14 protein-coding genes are annotated in these 18439 nt (G+C 45.1%); 8 read left to right on the forward strand and 6 right to left on the reverse strand.

All coding sequences use genetic code 11. The features are described 5' to 3' along the window. Window positions 1–43 precede the first annotated feature (43 nt). Entirely contained in the window at window positions 44–508 is a 465-nt protein-coding gene (locus tag ACX0G7_RS00905) for a hypothetical protein (protein WP_458921517.1), read from the forward strand. A gap of 29 nt (window positions 509–537) precedes the next feature. Further along, window positions 538–1035, forward strand: coding sequence for a phosphoribosyltransferase family protein (locus tag ACX0G7_RS00910; protein ID WP_458921518.1), 498 nt, complete (start codon window positions 538–540; stop codon window positions 1033–1035). A 126-nt stretch (window positions 1036–1161) separates the two neighbouring features. Here ACX0G7_RS00910 and ACX0G7_RS00915 read toward each other — a convergent pair whose 3' ends face one another. Continuing rightward, window positions 1162–2316, reverse strand: a complete 1155-nt coding sequence (locus ACX0G7_RS00915) for a DUF2279 domain-containing protein (protein WP_458921519.1) — start codon at window positions 2314–2316, stop codon at window positions 1162–1164. A gap of 126 nt (window positions 2317–2442) precedes the next feature. Between ACX0G7_RS00915 and ACX0G7_RS00920 the strand changes: the two genes are divergently transcribed. Then, complete coding sequence (locus tag ACX0G7_RS00920) at window positions 2443–4164, forward strand: phospho-sugar mutase (protein ID WP_458921520.1); 1722 nt, start codon at window positions 2443–2445, stop codon at window positions 4162–4164. A gap of 124 nt (window positions 4165–4288) precedes the next feature. Here ACX0G7_RS00920 and ACX0G7_RS00925 read toward each other — a convergent pair whose 3' ends face one another. Continuing rightward, window positions 4289–5482: a Gfo/Idh/MocA family protein gene (locus tag ACX0G7_RS00925; protein ID WP_458921521.1), complete on the reverse strand. Its 1194-nt coding sequence runs from the start codon at window positions 5480–5482 to the stop codon at window positions 4289–4291. Window positions 5483–5509: 27 nt separating this feature from the next. Further along, window positions 5510–6715, reverse strand: a complete 1206-nt coding sequence (locus ACX0G7_RS00930; RefSeq protein ID WP_458921522.1) for a nucleoside permease — start codon at window positions 6713–6715, stop codon at window positions 5510–5512. 154 nt (window positions 6716–6869) lie between these two features. On the opposite strand from ACX0G7_RS00930, the gene hutH reads away from it, so the two are divergent. Both hutH and hutU read left to right on the forward strand, forming a co-directional pair. Beyond that, window positions 6870–8429 carry a histidine ammonia-lyase gene (hutH, locus tag ACX0G7_RS00935; RefSeq protein WP_458921523.1) on the forward strand — a complete coding sequence of 520 codons (1560 nt, stop codon included), beginning with the start codon at window positions 6870–6872 and terminating at the stop codon, window positions 8427–8429. Beyond that, window positions 8429–10081 carry a urocanate hydratase gene (gene hutU / locus ACX0G7_RS00940; RefSeq protein ID WP_458921524.1) on the forward strand — a complete coding sequence of 551 codons (1653 nt, stop codon included), beginning with the start codon at window positions 8429–8431 and terminating at the stop codon, window positions 10079–10081. Before hutH ends, hutU begins: the two co-directional genes overlap by 1 nt. Window positions 10082–10154: 73 nt before the next feature. On the opposite strand, the gene ACX0G7_RS00945 is transcribed toward hutU, so the two are convergent. Beyond that, complete coding sequence (locus ACX0G7_RS00945) at window positions 10155–10943, reverse strand: TerC family protein (protein ID WP_458921525.1); 789 nt, start codon at window positions 10941–10943, stop codon at window positions 10155–10157. A 195-nt stretch (window positions 10944–11138) separates the two neighbouring features. Here ACX0G7_RS00945 and ACX0G7_RS00950 point away from each other — a divergent pair, with 195 nt between their 5' ends. From ACX0G7_RS00950 to ACX0G7_RS00960, 3 genes are all read left to right on the forward strand, one after another. Continuing rightward, window positions 11139–11612: a hypothetical protein gene (locus ACX0G7_RS00950; protein ID WP_458921526.1), complete on the forward strand. Its 474-nt coding sequence runs from the start codon at window positions 11139–11141 to the stop codon at window positions 11610–11612. 95 nt (window positions 11613–11707) lie between these two features. Continuing rightward, on the forward strand, window positions 11708–12853 hold the full coding sequence (gene hutI / locus ACX0G7_RS00955) for an imidazolonepropionase (protein WP_458921527.1): 1146 nt from the start codon (window positions 11708–11710) through the stop codon (window positions 12851–12853). 81 nt (window positions 12854–12934) lie between these two features. Continuing rightward, complete coding sequence (locus ACX0G7_RS00960) at window positions 12935–14035, forward strand: formimidoylglutamase (protein ID WP_458921528.1); 1101 nt, start codon at window positions 12935–12937, stop codon at window positions 14033–14035. Here the strand turns inward: ACX0G7_RS00960 and ACX0G7_RS00965 are convergent. Together ACX0G7_RS00965 and abc-f are read right to left on the reverse strand one after the other, a co-directional pair. After that, window positions 13991–16249 carry a patatin-like phospholipase family protein gene (locus tag ACX0G7_RS00965; RefSeq protein ID WP_458921529.1) on the reverse strand — a complete coding sequence of 753 codons (2259 nt, stop codon included), beginning with the start codon at window positions 16247–16249 and terminating at the stop codon, window positions 13991–13993. The genes ACX0G7_RS00960 and ACX0G7_RS00965 overlap by 45 nt on opposite strands. Before the next feature lie 69 nt (window positions 16250–16318). Continuing rightward, a complete protein-coding gene (gene abc-f / locus ACX0G7_RS00970) occupies window positions 16319–18337 on the reverse strand; it encodes a ribosomal protection-like ABC-F family protein (RefSeq protein ID WP_458921530.1) in 2019 nt (672 codons plus the stop codon). Between the last annotated feature and the right edge of the window lie 102 nt (window positions 18338–18439).

Genomic DNA, 18439 nt, shown 5'->3' on the forward strand with positions numbered 1-18439 from the left:
TTAATGAATCTTGCGGGAATAATTTAGATACATACAATTTCAAATGAAATCGACATTCCTTCGCTTAATCCCTTTCATTTTTCTTTTTTCATGCGAACCACAACCAAAACCAACTGCTGAATCAGCTGGAGCATTGCCCCTGAAAGGCACCTGGAAGTTGTTTAGCGGAACGCTGATCGAAAAAGGTGACACCGTAACGACAGACTTTACTAAAAACACTTCTTTTATCAAGATCATCAATGACACTCATTTTGCATTCCTGCAGCATGATCTGGCAAAAGGAAAGGATTCAACGGCTTCTTTTTCTTCCGGTGGCGGGAAGTACACCCTGAAAGATAGCGTGTACACAGAATTCCTCGAATATTGTACAGCCAGGGAGTGGGAGGGCCACGATTTTAAATTCAATATTCAAATCTCAAATGACACACTTATTCAGCGGGGAGTGGAAATCGTTGAAAGTGCCGGGATAAACAGGGTAAACATCGAAAAATACACAAGAGTGAAATAATATGTTTGTTAGTTTTACAAAAAATTGAAATGGCTGATAAGAAGTATATTCTCGATGAGGCAACAACAGGCAGGAAACTAAAAAGAATGGCTTATGAGATCCTGGAAAATAATATCGATGAAACCGAAATTATACTGGCCGGCATTGAAGAAAATGGTGTCGTGATCGCAAAGGAGATTCAGAAGATGCTTGCTGAGATCTCGGGATACAAAACACATCTTATCAGCATCGCCCTTAATAAAAGAAATCCCACAGAAATACGGCTCAGTGAGAACCTGGACTTTGATAATAAAGTCATCATCATAGTTGATGATGTCGCAAACAGCGGAAAAACGCTGCTATATGCATTAAAACCGTTTCTTGAATATCACCCCCGTAAAATACAGATCCTCGTACTTGTAGAAAGAACCCATAAGGCCTTTTCGATAAAACCGGATTATGTTGGTATCTCCCTGTCCACAACCATTCAGGAGCACATCTTCGTTGAAGTTCAGCGTGAGAAAGTAACAGGGGCATGGATGGAGTAATAGCTGTATAACAGCGATGGAGTAATAGCTGTAAAACAGCGATAATGATAGCTGTAAAACAGCGATGGTGGTAACTTTAAAACAGGGATGGAGTGATAGCTTCAAAACAGCGATATAGTGATAGCTTTAAAACAGCAGTGCATGGAACTTCAGTTTTCCGGTCGTATTGTATTCAATGGCAGGTGCCGGAATTTTTACCATATTCAGGACAAAGAAAACGGACCTGAAGAACTTACTTCTGGTTTTAATTTTTGTAAGGTCAATATCGGGAGACAGGTAAAATCTCCGGACCCTTGGTATATCAGTTCTGTCAATATAATTCCCATCTTCATCTGTCCACACGTTTGAATTTGCACCATACAGGCCATCGGAACTATAGCCAAAAGAAAGGTTCAGCCATGCTGGCATCCTCGAACTGCCTGACAGAGACTTCAGATTAGCGCTAAGCCAGTAACGCTGGCTGTTATAATCTTTTAAAAGTTGTTCCGCTAAAGAAGTACCAAACAGCTGATCCCGGCGGGGTTTCAGATCATCCGGGTAATTATATGGATTGTAGCCAAACTTAATTTGAAATATCTGTTCTTTTAATAACAGTTGCTGCGCCACAAAGCCGCCGGCACCAATCAGGTTCGCTTCCATATCTCCGATACTAAATCCCCACTCGGCTGAAAAGCCGTCGAGGATCTCAATAATACTTTGAAACGCAAAAGCGCTGGATCCACCGAGCCAGGCACTTTGCCTGTCCGTCATCCCTGCCCATTTCCATGATGCCGCCGAATGCCGGCTCAGCTGGTACGTGGTCCACACATGACCCGCCTTATCCATTTGGTGCCACTCCATTCTGTCATCAAATAAGTGGAACGGGGATTTTGGATAGTCCTTGTACCAGGCATGATTCAATGCAATGAAAGTACCTGCCCAGATTGCCGCATGGCTACCGGCGACTATCCATAACCGTGATTTGTTTTCCGGAAGATGAAGTGGAGTCGAACGCGCGGATGAAGGCGCGGTCGTTAAGAATTTACCGGCCGTAGAGCGCGTATCTGCAGGATCTGACAAGGTATATGCAAATACGCTTGTACCAGGACTTCCTGAGCCTTTCTGTAATCGGGGAAGCGAAGAAGCCGGTTCCTGGGCAACAAGGCCAACGCACAGAAACAAAAAGACAAAAAGGTGCCCAGCAAACTTCAGGGTCGCAGCAAACTTACTGTATGGCATCACAGCGGCATCTACGTAATTATTTACCTTCAGGATCTTACAAAATGATCGGAGTCTCAACACACAGTCGATTGAAAATATTTCGCCCCAAAATACAACTATCTGCGTTTGGAATCGAATTTGTTAGTCTTACCAATCTTCCCGAAATTGGTTGCCCGTTACATTACAAAGTACAATCAACTATAAATCATGGATACAGCTATCAAAGAAAGAGTTAATGCCTGGCTGAATGGTACCTTCGACCAGACTACCAAAGATGAGATTTTGAGACTTCAAAAGGAAAATCCTACGGAAGTTGTTGATTCTTTTTACAGAAATCTCGAATTCGGTACAGGGGGCCTTCGTGGCATAATGGGCGTTGGTACCAATCGTATGAATAAGTTTACGGTTGGTATGTCAACCCAGGGATACGCCAACTACCTGAACCAGACATATCCTGGTGGTACAGTAAGGGTAGCCATCGCTCACGATTCCCGGAATAACGGCCGTATGTTCGCCGAAATTGTGGCTAATGTAATGGCAGCAAACGGCATTAAGGTCTTTCTTTTCGAATCGTTAAGACCAACCCCGGAACTTTCGTTTGCTATACGACATCTTGGTTGCCAGGGCGGCGTGGTTTGCACAGCTTCTCACAATCCAAAAGAATATAATGGTTACAAAGCGTATTGGAATGACGGTGGCCAGTTGGTTCCCCCGCATGACAAAAACGTTATCAAGGAAGTTGATAAGATCACTTCGATAGACGATGTAAAATGGGATGGTGGTGCTGCCAACATCCAGATCATCGGGAAAGAAGTTGACGACGCTTATATCAAAATGGTTAAGGAGTTGTCTGTCTATCCTGATGTAATAAAAAAACAACATGACCTCAAAATAGTCTACACACCGATTCATGGTACAGGTATAAAACTGGTGCCTTCGGTATTGAAGGAATTCGGATTCACCAACGTTACCATTGTACAGGAACAGGCTGAACCTGATGGAAACTTTCCGACTGTTGTTTCGCCTAACCCTGAAGAGCCGGATGCCATGAGCATTGGCCTCAACAAAGCAAGGGAGATCGATGCAGATATCCTGCTGGGAACAGATCCGGATGCTGACAGGGTTGGTATCGCGATCAAAAACAACAAGGGTGAATGGATATTAATGAATGGAAACCAGACAGCAGTACTGGCGTTCAATTACATGATTGAGGCAAGGAAAGCGAAGGGAATTTCACAATCTAATGACATGGTGGTGAAAACAATTGTCACTACCGACATGATTGATGAGTTTAGCAGGGCCAATGGCATCAAATGTTATAATGTATTGACAGGTTTCAAGTGGATCGCGGAACTCATCCGTGAAAAAGAAGGCAGTGAAAACTATGTAGTCGGGGGAGAAGAAAGTTATGGCCTGATGATAGGAGACAAGTTGAGGGACAAGGATGCTGTTTCAGCAGTTGCGATTCTGTGTGAGATGGCAGCTTATGAAAAAAACCAGGGAAAGTTATTATACGATAAGCTGATCGATCTGTATGTTGAATACGGGTTTTATAAAGAGCACCTGATATCCATCACTAAGAAAGGAATGAATGGTCAGCAGGAGATCGCGGAAATGATGGAGAACTTCCGGAGCAAACCTCCCAAAGAAATGAACGGCTCGCCGGTTGTGCAATTGCTGGATTATGAATTGAGCAAGGGTAAAAATCTGCAGACAGGAGAGGAATGGAACATCAATCTGCCGACGTCAAACGTATTGCAGTTTATTCTTGAGGATGGTAGTAAAATTTCGGCCCGCCCTTCCGGTACTGAGCCAAAAATTAAGTTCTATTTCAGCGTGAACAGCAAGCTGAATTCCAAAGCTGATTATGACGCGGTGAATGAGACACTGGACAAAAGAATCAAAGGATTACAGGCCTACTTTAATTAGTGATCGGTGGGGTAGTTTGCAATCCGTGTTTACCATCAATAAGTGATAATCAGGTATATGATGAGTTATGAATTAATCTTTGATTTCTTCATAACTCATCACTTTTTTAAGTTCATTCAATACTTTAGTCAATTACCTGTTCCGTGATCTTGCCTGTCTGTTTGTTTTTCAGGATCAATTTTTTTGCGCCGTAGTGCGTTACTTCTTCTTTTACCAGGTAGTGGTCCTGGTCATATTCAACAAGGTTGCTTGCTTTTTGAACATTTTCCTGTCCTCTCCAGATCTCGAGTTTTACCGGTTCCCACAATTTTGATTTGGCAGATTTGTAGGCAGCATCGAGCACGGCGTTTACTACATAACCATCATAAAAAGTTTCTTTGGGTGGGCGTCCTTCTTCGATGGCATCAAACATATCCATAAACATATGGTTGTAACCGAGTTCATTAAGTTCATCACCTACCGGGAACAGCCAACCGCTGTTGCTTTCCGCCTTTTCAGCAACATAGTCGGCGCCTTTGCCGGTGGTAAACATCTCAAAACCGGTTCTCAGGAAGTTGTTGATCCAGATCGTTCCTTCAGTACCCATCACTTCGTCCCGAAGATCCAAACCACCTCTGAAGGTCCAGCTTACTTCAAATTGAGCTATGGCACCATTCTCATATTTGATTAACGCTATTGCATGGTCTTCGGCATCGATGGGTTTTACCTGGGTGTCGGCCCAGCACATTACTTCGACCGGCCTGATGTCTTTCCCAATGTAACTACGGGTAATCTCAACGCAGTGGCAACCAAGATCCAGGATACAGCCGCCGCCTGCCAATTCGATGTTCCAGAACCAATCGCTGTGCGGCCCGGGATGAGTTTCGCGGGATTTTGCCCAGAGAATCCTACCCAACGCTCCGTTTTTTACACTCTCATGAGCCTTGAGAAATTTTGGCGAATAAACGAGGTCTTCGAGATAACCGTTGAATATGCCGGCCTCTTCCACGGCCAGCAACATGCGTTTTGCTTCTTCTGCATTCCGGCCAAGTGGTTTTGTAGTGATCACCGCCTTTTTGTGTTTACAGCATAGCATCACCGCTTCTTCGTGCAGGTGATTTGGCAATGCGATACAAACAACATCCACCTCAGGATGAGCAATCGACTCCTCCATATTGATGGTTACATGCCCGACCTTATAATCGTCAGCGAACTTTTTTGCGCTTTCTTCTCTGCGGGAATAAATGCTTACAATTTTATCCTTGGCCCTGTAGCCCTGGATAGAGTCAGCATAAAACCGGCCAATAAAACCGGAGCCGAGCATTGATAATTTTCTCATCTCATTTTATGTTTAATTAATAAGTCATCATTTGTGATCTATCTGCCGGATGTCTCTTTTTTCCTTGAACAGCAATACGAAATACAAAAAGACGCCAACGGCAATAAACGCGGGCACCATCCATATGCCGAGCCAGTTGTGTCCTTCTCCAACGGCATAATGATCTACTACAAAACCGGAGAAATATGTACCGATAAACATCCCCAGCCCGTAGGTCGCAAATGTGAACAGCCCCTGGGCAGCGCTCTTGATATTTGCAGAAGCCTTCTTTTCTGTGTACATATACCCGGTTACAAAAAAGAAATCGTAACAAATTCCATGAAGCAGGATACCGGCATAAAGCATCCACTCTCTACCCCCGGTGTCACCATAGCCAAAGGCAAGATACCGGAGAATCCACGCGGTCATACCGAGAAGCAGCATATTTTTCACACCGATCCTGTTAAACAGGAATGGAATCGCAAGAATAAAAATGCCTTCTGAGATCTGTCCCAAAATCATCTTGCCACCTGCATTTTCCATCCCCACTTCGTTCAAAAACTTATTGGCAAACCCGTAATAAAATGAAAGTGGAATACAGACAAGAATAGCAGCGATAAAAAAGATAAGATACGGCCTGTTGGTAAACAGCACAAAGGCTTCGGTTCCCAGTGACTTTGCCGCAGAAGCTTCCGTTGATTTGCCTTTTGGTGGTGTGTTTGGTAAAATAAAACTAAGCAGGCCGAGAAGCGCAGAAGCACCGGCAGCCATCAGGAAAGTATTGTTTGATTTATCAAGGCCATATTTACCGATGAAGAGACCCGCTACGATCCAACCCACAGTGCCGAATACTCTTATCCATGGAAATTGTTTTCCCGGATCGTTCATCTGCCCGAAGGCAATACTGTTTGAAAGCGCGATAGTGGGAGTATACATCAGCGCGTAAAAAAGTATGATCCAGTAAAAGCTGGTATTGTTTGTAATAGTTGAAGCATAAAACAAAAGCACTGCACCAGCCAGGTGAAGTAATCCCATAATTTTCTGAGCGGCAAAAAAACGATCTGCAACCATTCCCATAAAAAAAGGAGATATCATTGTAGCTATAGCGAAAGAGCTATAGGCAGCTCCGATCTGAACCCCGCTGGACTGGAGATTTTCACCCATATATGTTCCCATCGTTACATACCATGCGCCCCAGATAAAATATTCGAGGAACATCATCAGGCCCAGTAATACACCAGTGTTTGTCTTCATACTAATTAGTACAGTTTAAGTTAGTTTTGAATATATGAACGCATGATTTAATGAAGGCGAAAATTTACGAACAAATTTTCATTATCGGGGATGCAATGATTATCAGGGATAAAAACTGAATTTCATTTATATTGAAGCTGGGCAAAACAATCAAATGAACGACACATTTCAATACGGTATAGAAACGCTGACCATCGAAAAAGTAACGGGCCTGTGTAATGGTTCAATCCGCGGCATCCTGAGCGATGAAGCTGTGAGAAACATTCTTAAGAGCCAGCTTTATGTAAATTACATTGTTGAGACCAACCAGACCGTTTATGGCATCAACACTGGTTTTGGCATACTGGCCAATGAACGCATTTCTGCCGAGGACACGCGTTTGTTGCAACACAAGATCCTTCAAAGTCATAGTGTCGGCGTGGGTAAACCAGTTGATCCGGAGATAGCAAAGCTAATGCTGATCACCAAGGTTCATGCACTTGCCCGCGGGTTCTCCGGGGTGAAACTGGAAACGCTGGAACGTATACTGTGGCACGTCGATAATAATATCATACCGGTTGTTCCGGAAAAAGGTTCAGTCGGAGCTTCGGGTGACCTTGCACCGCTTGCTCATCTTTTCCTGCCCCTGATCGGGCTTGGGGAATGTGTTGAATACGATCCTTTATCCCGGGTCGCATCACCGCCTAAACAATCTAAATCTGTACTCGATACAAATGACCTGTTGCCTTTGCAACTGGGACCAAAAGAAGGACTCGCACTGATCAACGGCACGCAGTTCATTCTCGCTTTTGCGATCAAGGGCGTGCAACGTATGCTCAATTGCCTGGAAGCAGCCGATATCATCGGTTCAATGAGCCTGGAGGCCTTATCCGGCACCAAAGCTCCGTTTGATGAACGACTGCACGCCCTGAGACCTTATAAGGGAACCATACAGGTGGCCAGGCGCCTGAGGAACCTGCTCTCAGGCTCGGAGATCATGCAGAGCCATATTGATTGCGGCAGGGTGCAGGACCCTTATTCATTACGTTGTATCCCGCAGGTGCATGGCGCATCCCGGAACGCCTGGGCTCACCTCAGAGAACTGACAGAAACAGAACTGAACTCAGTTACTGACAATCCGATCATCTTTGATGAAAACAATACCATCAGCGGTGGCAACTTTCACGGGCAGCCTTTAGCCCTCCCCCTGGATTATGCCTGTTTTGCGGCTGCAGAGATCGGCAATATAAGCGACAGAAGATGTTACCTGTTGCTCGAAGGCAAATGGGGCCTTCCAATGTTGCTGATGAGAAAAGTGGGACTCAACAGTGGATTCATGATACCCCAGTACACAACCGCAGCCCTGGTGACAGAAAATAAAACCCTGTGTTTTCCGGCAAGTGCAGACAGCATACCGACTTCGCTTGGACAGGAGGACCACGTGAGCATGGGCAGCATCAGTGGCCGGAAACTTAACCAGGTGCTGGACAACCTGGAATATATACTGGCTATCGAACTACTCACATCCTGCCAGGCCATAGAATTCAGGAGACCCCTTAAGAGCAGCCTCCTGCTTGAAGCTGCGCATGACCATGTACGTCAGTCCGTCAGTTTTGCGGAAGAAGACAGGGTTTTCTCAGATGATATCAATAAGATAACTGCCATGATCAGTGATTTTTCGTTTGTAAATCACGTGAACAGGGTAGCATCCATTAACAATATAATGCTGGATTGATGCAGACAAAATATGACCCGGTAAAATACCGGACACCTACCGGAACCACTCTCAACTGCAAGGGATGGATACAAGAAGCAGCATTGAGAATGTTGTTAAACAACCTTGATCCCGCGGTGGCAGAGCGGCCCGACGACCTGATCGTTTATGGAGGCCGCGGCAAGGCAGCAAGAAATTTCGAATCATTGGATCTTATCATCAGCTCACTTAAGAAACTGGAAAATGATGAGTCGCTCCTGATTCAAAGCGGCAAGCCCGTGGCCATTATGAAAACACATGAGAACAGTCCAAGGATCCTGATCAGCAATTCGCAGCTGGTACCTAACTGGGCAAACTGGAAACATTTTGATGAGCTTGAGAAAAAAGGGCTGATGATGTATGGGCAAATGACTGCAGGCTCATGGATCTATATTGGCTCGCAGGGGATTGTACAGGGCACTTATGAGACGTATGCGGCGATTGCAGACAAACATTTTAATGGAAGCCTGAAAGGGACCCTGCATGTTACCGCAGGACTCGGAGGAATGGGTGGCGCGCAACCCCTGGCCATTACTATGAATGGCGGGGTGGCGCTGATTGCAGAGGTTGAAAAGTGGCGGATCGAAAAACGATTACAGACGAGGTATTGTGACTTATTGATCGAAGACATCGACGAAGCCATTGACAAAGCAGTCGAATCTAAAAACAACAACCAACCTTTGTCTATCGGGGTTCTGTGTAATGCGGTTAATTTGCTGGAAAGACTTATTGAAAGAGAAATCGTTCCGGATACCTGCACTGACCAGACTTCCGCCCATGATCCGCTTATCGGGTACTGGCCTCACGGCATTAACCTCGAAGATGCAAGAGCGCTGAGATCATCTGACCCGGAAAAATATCTCGAAATGGCTTACCGGTCAATGTACCGGCATGTTGAACTGATCCTCGCGCTTCAGGAAGCCGGCTCGGTTTGTTTTGACTATGGTAACAATATTCGGGCAAGGGCCGCAGAAAAAGGGCTGAAAGATGCATTCGGTTTTCCGGGGTTTGTGCCCGCTTATATCAGGCCCCTGTTTTGTGAAGGCAAAGGCCCCTTCCGGTGGGCGGCGCTAAGCGGGGACCCGGCAGATATAGCAGTAACAGATGATGTTATCAGGAGTTTGTTTCCCAATAACCGGTCATTGATCCGCTGGCTTGACCTGGCAAGAGAAAAGATCGCTTTCCAGGGCCTTCCTGCAAGGATTTGCTGGCTGGGACAAGGTGAACGGGAAAAAGCCGGCCTGGCCTTTAATGACCTTGTAAAAAGTGGAAAGGTAAAAGCGCCCATTGTAATTGGCCGGGATCACCTTGACACCGGATCGGTGGCCTCACCCAACCGTGAAACCGAATCAATGCTGGACGGCAGTGATGCCGTCGCCGACTGGCCAATTCTCAATGCGATGGTAAGCATTGCAGGAGGGGCAAGCTGGGTCAGTTTGCACCATGGCGGCGGTGTTGGCATGGGCTATAGCATCCATGCAGGGATGGTGATTGTGGCTGATGGAACAGAAGAAGCAGCGCACCGGCTAAGCCGGGTGTTAAGAAACGATCCCGGGATCGGTGTAGTCAGGCACGCAGATGCCGGTTACGAAGAAGCAAAAGCAACCGCAGAAAAGTATTCACTGGGCTTATAGTGCTTAAGAAACACTAGTCGTGCGGCCATGCACGGCTTCGATAAACAGGATGCCGGGTAATGGCCAGATTACTCTACTTATTTTTCGCACCTTCATTAAGAGAGCGGGAATCATTAAGTGTTATGCTTTCAGATTTTTTCCGCAACCTCATATTCAGGAGTTCGACCAACAGCGAGAACGCGATCATTGTATAGATATAGCTTTTACTGATTTCCTGGTGAAATCCTTCGGCAACAAGCATGATACCTATAGCAATAAGGAACGAAAGCGCCAGCATCTGGAGCGTAGGGTTTTTATTGATGAAACGGCTGATTGCGCCACTGAAAGCGATCATAATACCAATAGAAATTACTACGGCGATAATCATAATAAAGACCTCATCCACCAGGCCAATGGCGGTTAATATGGAGTCAAAAGAAAAAACCGCATCGATCAGCACGATCTGTACAACCACACTGGCGAAGCCCGTATACACCGGCTTGGCGCCTTCCACCTGAAGCGGTTTTTCCAGTTTATGATGTATTTCGAGTGTACTTTTTGCGATCAGGAATATACCACCGGCCATGAGAATAAGGTCCTTCCACGAGATGCCAATGGGTTCACCATCTACTTTTATAAAGGGAATTGTGAACAATGGTGCGGTAAGACGCATAATCCAGGTTATAGCAAGTAACAGGAGAATCCTGAATGCCATAGCCAGCAAAAGACCCATTGTCCTCGCCCTTTTTTGCTGATCCGGACGGAGTTTATCTGAGATTATTGAGATGAAGATGATATTGTCAACACCTAATACTATTTCAAGGAAAGTCAGTGTCAGCAGGCTGACCCATATCGAGGGGTCCGAAAAATCTGGTATCTCCATCCTAATTTTATTTAACTGATTGAAACATAAAAACTATGCCATTTCAAGTAAAAAGTATGGCGCTTGTCGTAACCGGAAACGCTGCGACAAAAAACCGTGATTTACTTAAAGAGTGGCAAAGATATTAAAACGGGTACTGTAAATTCAGTTGAAGTATGTTTGTAACAAAAAATACACGTTCAGAAAAATCTGTCAATGAAAGCGGCAACTGTACAGGAGATCAAGCATGAACTTATTCATCTGCCAACTGCCCGGCTAACTGAAATCTGTTTACGTCTTGCAAAATTCAAAAAAGAGAATAAAGAGTTATTAACCTACCTGTTATTTGAAGCAGGTGATGAAAGCGGTTATATCCAATCGGTGAAAATGGAGATAGACGATATGTTCAACGAGATCAATCATTCCAATATCTACTATACCAAGAAGACGCTCCGGAAAATATTAAGGGTGACAAACAAACACATTCGTTATATATCCGGGAAAACTGCGGAAGTCGAACTTTTGATATATTTTCTTCATAAGATAAAGCAGCAAAAGATCCCGCTTCACAAAAGCGTCTTACTGTCAAATATTTTCGCCGGCCAGCAAAAAAAAGTTGAGAAACTGATCACAGGGCTTCATGAAGACCTGCAGCATGATTATCTTCAGGAGATAGAACTGCTCCGGTAATGGCAACCACCATCCTGACAAATATCAAATCAATAATTAATTGCAGAACAGAAACAAAACTTCTGCGTGGGGCAGGACTTTCTGACCTGCCGTGTATGGATGACGCCTATCTTATTATTGAAGACAGCGAAATAGCTGCTTTCGGTCAGATGAAGGATCTGAAATATGCTGACCGTTCGCAGGTAACTGATCTGCAAGGCCGGCTCGTTCTTCCATCCTGGTGCGATAGTCATACTCACCTGGTTTTCGCTGGCAGTCGTGAAAACGAGTTTGTCGATAAAATCAATGGACTCACTTATGCTGAGATTGCCGCCAGGGGCGGAGGTATTCTAAATTCAGCAAGGGTGCTTAACGATACGAGTGAACAAGCCTTGTACGAATCTGCGCGAACGCGACTCAGGGAAATCGCAAAACTGGGAACGGGGGCTGTTGAAATAAAAAGCGGTTATGGCTTAACGGTAGGAGGCGAGTTGAAAATGCTCAGGGTAATTAAAAGATTGAGGCAGGAAAGCAACCTGCTTATCAAGGCTACTTTCTTGGGAGCACACACTTATCCACCCGCATACAAAAACGATCATCAGGCCTATATCGATCTGATCATTAATGAAATGCTTCCTGCGATAGCGGCGGAGAAACTTGCCGACTATATAGATGTTTTCTGTGAAACCGGTTTTTTCTCGCCCCTGGAGACTGAACAGGTTTGCCGGGCGGGAATGGCCCTTGGTCTGAAACCGAAAATACATGCTAACCAACTGAATCTGTCCGGCGGTGTTGAGACCGGCATAAAACTCGGGGCACTGTCAGTTGATCACCTGGAAACGATGAATGATAAGCTGATCCGAGACCTTGCCGCTTCTTCAACCATCGGCACACTGCTTCCGGGAGCTGCATTTTTTCTTGGGATGCGGGTAACCACAGCCAGGCAAATGATAGATGCCGGTTGCGCCATTGCACTTGCTTCCGACTATAACCCCGGCTCCAGCCCCAGCGGAAACATGAACCTTATCCTGGCCCTGGCCTGTATCCAGATGAAGTTGCTGCCTGCTGAAGCCATCAATGCCGCCACCATCAACGGCGCATTCGCGATGGAGGTAGAAAAACTGGCCGGATCCATCACTCCGGGTAAAAGGGCCAATCTCATCATTACAAAGCGGGTTCCATCGGTAAATTATCTTCCTTATGCTTTTGGATCAAACCTGGTGCACCAGGTGATCCTTGCAGGAAAACCATTAGATGAGTAAGATTTCCGTGGCCGATGTTCAGGAATAAGTTTTAAATTAACGATCGAAAGGTTGACATTACCGCACCAAATAAAAATTCGCATGATACATTTCAAGTTTTACAAAAAGCAGGATGTATTATATCACACAAAGATCAGGAGGTTTGAAACGAAGTTGGGTGAAGAGGTTCATTGTACTGACGGTGCCGGCACCCTGGAGAAGACGATCAGTGATTCCAGTTGCAAGTATGTGGTTTTTGGAATTCCGGAGGATATTGGAGTCCGTGCAAATGAAGGTACCGGCGGTACCGATTCCATCTGGTCCCCTTTCCTGTCGGCCTTTCTAAACATCCAGAGCAATGATTTTTTATCGGGCGATAATATCCTGGTTATTGGCCATTTTGATTTCGGGGATATCAAGTACCTCATCGAACAAAACGCACATGGTTACGAAGAAAAGCTGGACGCTTACCGACACGCAGTGCATGTGATTGATGAAGAGGTAGAAACCCTGGTTAAAGTAATAACTTCTCATAATAAGATTCCTATTGCCATTGGCGGGGGACATAACAATGCATATCCACTTATAAAGGGCGCAGCGAAAGGTTTATATAAATCAGGCCTGATCCCACTGGCCCAGATAAACTCCGTGAACCTGGATGCCCATGCTGATTTCAGGCCGATCGAAGGAAGGCACAGTGGTAATGGATTCCGGTACGCGGAAGAAGACGGATTTCTTGAAAAGTATTGTGTAATAGGTTTACACGAGAATTATCTTCCTCAGAATGTCTGGCTCGATATCGCAAATAATCCTTTCATGGACTTCATTACCTACGAAGACATCTACGTGCGTGAAAAAAGAAATTTTATCCAGGCGGTTGCCCATGCCACCACTTATATGGAAGATAATTTTACTGGCATCGAAGTAGATCTCGACTGCATAGAAGGCGTATTATCAAGTGCTGAAACACCCAGTGGGATATCAGTGCGTGACGCACGGCAGTATGTAACTTTTACCGCCAGCAACCTGAAAGTGGCATATCTGCATATTTGCGAAGGAGCTGTACAACTCATTGATGGAAGGAAATGTGAGACAACCGGTAAACTGATCACCTACCTCGTAACCGATTTCATCAAAAGCCGTGAAGCATTGGCAGAGTCAGAAAGAAATGCCAAGGCTGATCACCGACTGCACGTGCTTTGACTGGTCGCTGTACGTTGCGCTGATTTCCAGGGGACCGAGAGCGAAGTTATAACCCATAGACAATGCATGGCCGGATAAAAATGCCGGTCTTTGCAACACATTATCCTTACTGATAAAATTATTGATCAGGCCGTTCGAACGAGCAATGATGAATAAATTATTGAACAACTGGTAACGATAACCAAATTGAATAGCAGCAACACTTGGAGTATAAATCGCGGCTTCATCAAGTCCTGCAAATGTTATCTGGTTCCTGAAGAGGCTATACATTCCACCAATGATGAAATCATTTAATACACTCTGGTTATAACCGAAGTTGATTCCACCCTGGAAATTGGTGAAAAACGTGGAGCGGCGACTAAGCGTAACATAACCCTCGATGTTCAACTTTGCCTGTTGAAAATTAGAATAGCTGATCCCGAATGAATCAAGATTACCCACGGGAACGCCTTCTGAAAAAAATGTTACATCTGGCGACTGGTTATACACAAATCCGAATTCACCGTCAATTTTCAAGCCCCGTCTTGGATAGACAGATCGGTCAAGCGTGTTCACGCCAAGATAACCATAGGTGGTCAGAAATTCATTTTTGCCATCGAGTTCAAAACTTGACGGAATAGACGGATCATAATGTATCCATTCATATCTTGTACCGGCACCCAATGTATATTTCCTGCTTTTTGAATATTGCATTTTTGCGTCTCCCTTGAACAGGTGCATCTTGTACAAACCATCACGTTTGTAATTCTGGTAAGTGTTCAGGTCAAAACGCTCATACTGTGTTCCCAATATCAGTGCAACATTTTTTCCCCGGCCGAGGTACTGAAGATGTTCTGCCCTGGTACGGAATGTTTCGCCAAGATTAACCGTAACAAGGCTCCTGGAATGCGGCAAAAAGAAATTCCTGCTCGTAAGATTAAGTAATAAGCCAATCCCGGTGAACTGGGTATAATGAATGCCTACCTTGGCAAAAGTTCTCGGGTTTTCAACCACATCAACAATTATTTTCACGGAGCCGTCGGGAAGAGATTCCAGGCGGTACACAATCCGACTGTAATACCTTGTCCCGAACACCCTGCGGATCATGTTTGACACCCGGGCAGTAGTGTAAAACTTGTTCTCATAAAACCCCATCATGTGTTGGAAGAAATCCTTGGTTGTTTTATTAAGACCGTTGACTTCTATTTCTGAAATTCTGAGTGAGTCGATAACGGGCAGTCGTCTTTTTGCAACAACAGGAGATCCATAAATCTGGTTAAGACTATCAGCCAGGCGTTTCAATGCCGGATACATCTTCCTGCCTTCTTCGAGCCCGATCTGGAGGAGTTCGTCGGACCGGCTGAAACTTCCGGCATTATAGTTTTCAATAGGGTGGGTGATATAAAGGTCGGTCGCCTCGACTTCTTTCTTGTTATCCTCAGATTCCTTAAAAAACGCGATCTGCATCAGGACCTGGATCGCATTCGTCACCTTTTCTTTTGGCAACAATCCAAGTGCAACATTCGACCCAATTACATAATCTGCGCCCATTTCACGTACATCACGAACAGGGAAGTTGCGTACAACGCCGCCATCCACAAGTTTGCGCCCATTGTGCTCCACCGCGGTAAAAACTGAAGGTATCGCCATGCTTGAACGGATAGCGGTGACAATCTCACCACTGTCAAGAATAACCGTTTCACCGGTTGCAATATCAGCAGCGATACATTTGAAGGGAATGGAGAAATCTGAAAAGTTTTTGATATTGTATACAGGAAAGAATAACTCGGAAAACTTCAGCCATAATTCTTCGCCTTCCAGTACCCCGCTGGGCAAACGGAACCCGTGATTCACCCATGGCAGTTCAAGGGCATATTTCCCATACTCAGCCTTTTCCTCAATAATCAACGCTTTGAGGGATCCCTGGTTGGAAAGCAGGATATCCCAATCGATCTTCCTGGCCAGTTTTTCAATGGAATCCGCGGAATACCCGATAGCATACAGACCACCGATTATACTACCCATGCTGGTACCTGTAATAAAATCGACTTTCAGACCGGCGCTGTCGATGGCTTTAAGAATGCCGATATGTGCCAGTCCCTTTGCGCCACCACCGCTCAAGGCTACACCGATCTTTGGCCGTACACGGATGTCCTGGCCATTCACCGGGAACGCCCCAAGCGTAATAAGCAGGAACATCAATATGTATTGCAGCCTCATCCTGGTAAGTGACAAAGTTTTCAGATTAGTAACGATTAATAAACGGGAGCCTGGAAGAAGTCTGAATAGTTGTCACGCCAGTCATTAACTTCCCAGTTCGGTTTCCAGCTCCATTATCTTTTCAAAAGCTTTTTCATAATCCTTATTCAATAATTCTATCTCCTGTGACGCTTTTTTATATCCGGATTCTGCTGCCACGAACTTGTTGCGGTCTGCATATACTTCGGGTGAGGCAAGGTCTGCTTCAAATTTTGATTTCAGCTTATTCAACTCTCCAAGTTTCTCTTCCAGTTGTTGGAAGATTTTCTGTTGACGCTGCAGTTCTTTTTTGGCATCCTTATTTATCGGAGCCTGGGGTTGGGCTATTGGTTTGGCGGGAGCAACCGGTACATCGGTTTCCTTTTTTGCAGCTACATCCTGGCGGGGTTGTTTGCGGGAATCGTTATCGTCCTTTTTTTTTGATTCACTTTTTACGGAAGCCTGCTGAGCCTTTTTCATCCTTTCCTTCCACTCAACCCACTCTTCGTACCCCCCGTCAAATTCTTTTATCTGCTGGTCAACGATCTCCCAGATCTTGTTGGCGGTTTTTGAAACAAAATAACGATCATGGCTTACCAGGATAATGCTTCCCTGGTATTTGTTCAGCGCACCGATCAACAGATCACAAGAGTGCATGTCAAGGTGATTCGTCGGCTCATCGAGCATCAGGAAATTGGCTTTACTGACTATTGTTTTTGCGAGGGCAACACGTGCCTTTTCACCACCGCTTAGAACCTTGATCTTTTTCTCTACATCATCACCGCTGAAAAGAAAACACCCAAGCAGGGTTCTTAGTTCCTGGTCCGTGCGCTGGCTGCCACATTCCTTCATTTCTTCAATAACCGTATTGTTTACATTAAGGGCTTCCAGCTGGTGCTGAGCATAGAAACTTTCTTCAACGTTATGGCCCCATTTACGTTCGCCATTATAACTTTCCACGCCCGCTATGATGCGCAGCATAGTTGATTTTCCTTTTCCGTTTGCACCAATCAATGCAATCTTATCACCCCGGTCGATATAAGCTGAGGCATCTTTGATTATGACATTATCTCCAAAAGATTTATTGATGTGTTTGAGTTCGCACAACACTTTACCCGGTACCTTATCCACCTGGAAATTGATCCTGAGATCCGGCCTTTCTATCTGAACATCTTCGATGCGGTCAATCTTATCGAGCCGCTTCATGGCACTCTGGGCAGCGGCAGCCTTAGAGGCTTTCGCCCGGAACCTTTCAATAAATCGTTCCTGTTGCTTTATATAATCCTGCTGGTTTTCGAATGCGCGTTGCTGAAGCTCGACCCTCATTTCCTTTTCTGCCTCATAATATTCATAATTGCCACTATAGATATGCAACTCTCTTTGATATACTTCAACGATCTTGGTGACCATGCGGTTCAGGAAATACTTATCGTGACTTACGATCACCACGGAACCCTGGTAGTGTAACAGGTACTTCTCCAGCCATTCGATTGATGGCAGATCAAGGTGGTTCGTCGGCTCATCGAGTAACAAAAGGTCGGGTCCCTGCAGAATCATCTTGGCAAGAAGTACGCGCATTCTCCATCCCCCGCTAAACTCCCGGAAAGGCCGCTTAAGGTCGGCATTTGGAAAACCCAGGCCTTGTAGCACCTCTTCTGTTTTATGATGAATATTATAGCCGTCAAGTGTCTCCATTTCATGGAGCTTATCGGTGTATTGTATTAATAATTCTTCTTCTTCCGGCTTGCCTGCACTTTGTTCCAACTGCTTGCCAATTACATCAATCTCATGTTCAAGTTTGAGTACCTTTTCAAACGCCCCCAGCGCCACTTCGAAAATGGAGTCTCCCGTATCAAAGCTCAATAGATCCTGGTGCAGATACCCGATCGAAGTGTTTTTGCTCCTTTCAACAGTACCGGCAGAAGGAGAGTATTGGCCCACGAGTAATTTCAGTAAAGTTGATTTTCCGGTTCCGTTGAAACCAATCAATCCAATTCTTTCATTTGGCTGGATATGCCAGGTAGCGTTCTCAATTAAAACACGGGCCCCAAATTCAAAAGTCACATTAGTTAATCCTGCGAGCATAAAACAAATTAGCAATTATAAAATGTACAAAATAGTGAATAAGACCGGCAGCTTCCAGCGCTTCGCCCACATTCAACATACAGAATTTGCAAAAATACTGAT

It is taken from the genome of Flavitalea antarctica, assembly GCF_054461535.1.

What these genes read in the sequence shown, in the direction of transcription:
- ACX0G7_RS00905 (WP_458921517.1), top strand. Translation starts at nt 44, where the DNA reads ATGAAATCGACATTCCTTCGCTTAATCCCTTTCATTTTTCTTTTTTCA.
- ACX0G7_RS00910 (WP_458921518.1), top strand. Translation starts at nt 538, where the DNA reads ATGGCTGATAAGAAGTATATTCTCGATGAGGCAACAACAGGCAGGAAA.
- ACX0G7_RS00920 (WP_458921520.1), top strand. Translation starts at nt 2,443, where the DNA reads ATGGATACAGCTATCAAAGAAAGAGTTAATGCCTGGCTGAATGGTACC.
- ACX0G7_RS00925 (WP_458921521.1), bottom strand. Translation starts at nt 5,482, where the DNA reads ATGAGAAAATTATCAATGCTCGGCTCCGGTTTTATTGGCCGGTTTTAT.
- ACX0G7_RS00930 (WP_458921522.1), bottom strand. Translation starts at nt 6,715, where the DNA reads ATGAAGACAAACACTGGTGTATTACTGGGCCTGATGATGTTCCTCGAA.
- hutH (WP_458921523.1), top strand. Translation starts at nt 6,870, where the DNA reads ATGAACGACACATTTCAATACGGTATAGAAACGCTGACCATCGAAAAA.
- hutU (WP_458921524.1), top strand. Translation starts at nt 8,429, where the DNA reads ATGCAGACAAAATATGACCCGGTAAAATACCGGACACCTACCGGAACC.
- ACX0G7_RS00945 (WP_458921525.1), bottom strand. Translation starts at nt 10,943, where the DNA reads ATGGAGATACCAGATTTTTCGGACCCCTCGATATGGGTCAGCCTGCTG.
- ACX0G7_RS00950 (WP_458921526.1), top strand. Translation starts at nt 11,139, where the DNA reads ATGAAAGCGGCAACTGTACAGGAGATCAAGCATGAACTTATTCATCTG.
- hutI (WP_458921527.1), top strand. Translation starts at nt 11,708, where the DNA reads ATGGATGACGCCTATCTTATTATTGAAGACAGCGAAATAGCTGCTTTC.
- ACX0G7_RS00960 (WP_458921528.1), top strand. Translation starts at nt 12,935, where the DNA reads ATGATACATTTCAAGTTTTACAAAAAGCAGGATGTATTATATCACACA.
- abc-f (WP_458921530.1), bottom strand. Translation starts at nt 18,337, where the DNA reads ATGCTCGCAGGATTAACTAATGTGACTTTTGAATTTGGGGCCCGTGTT.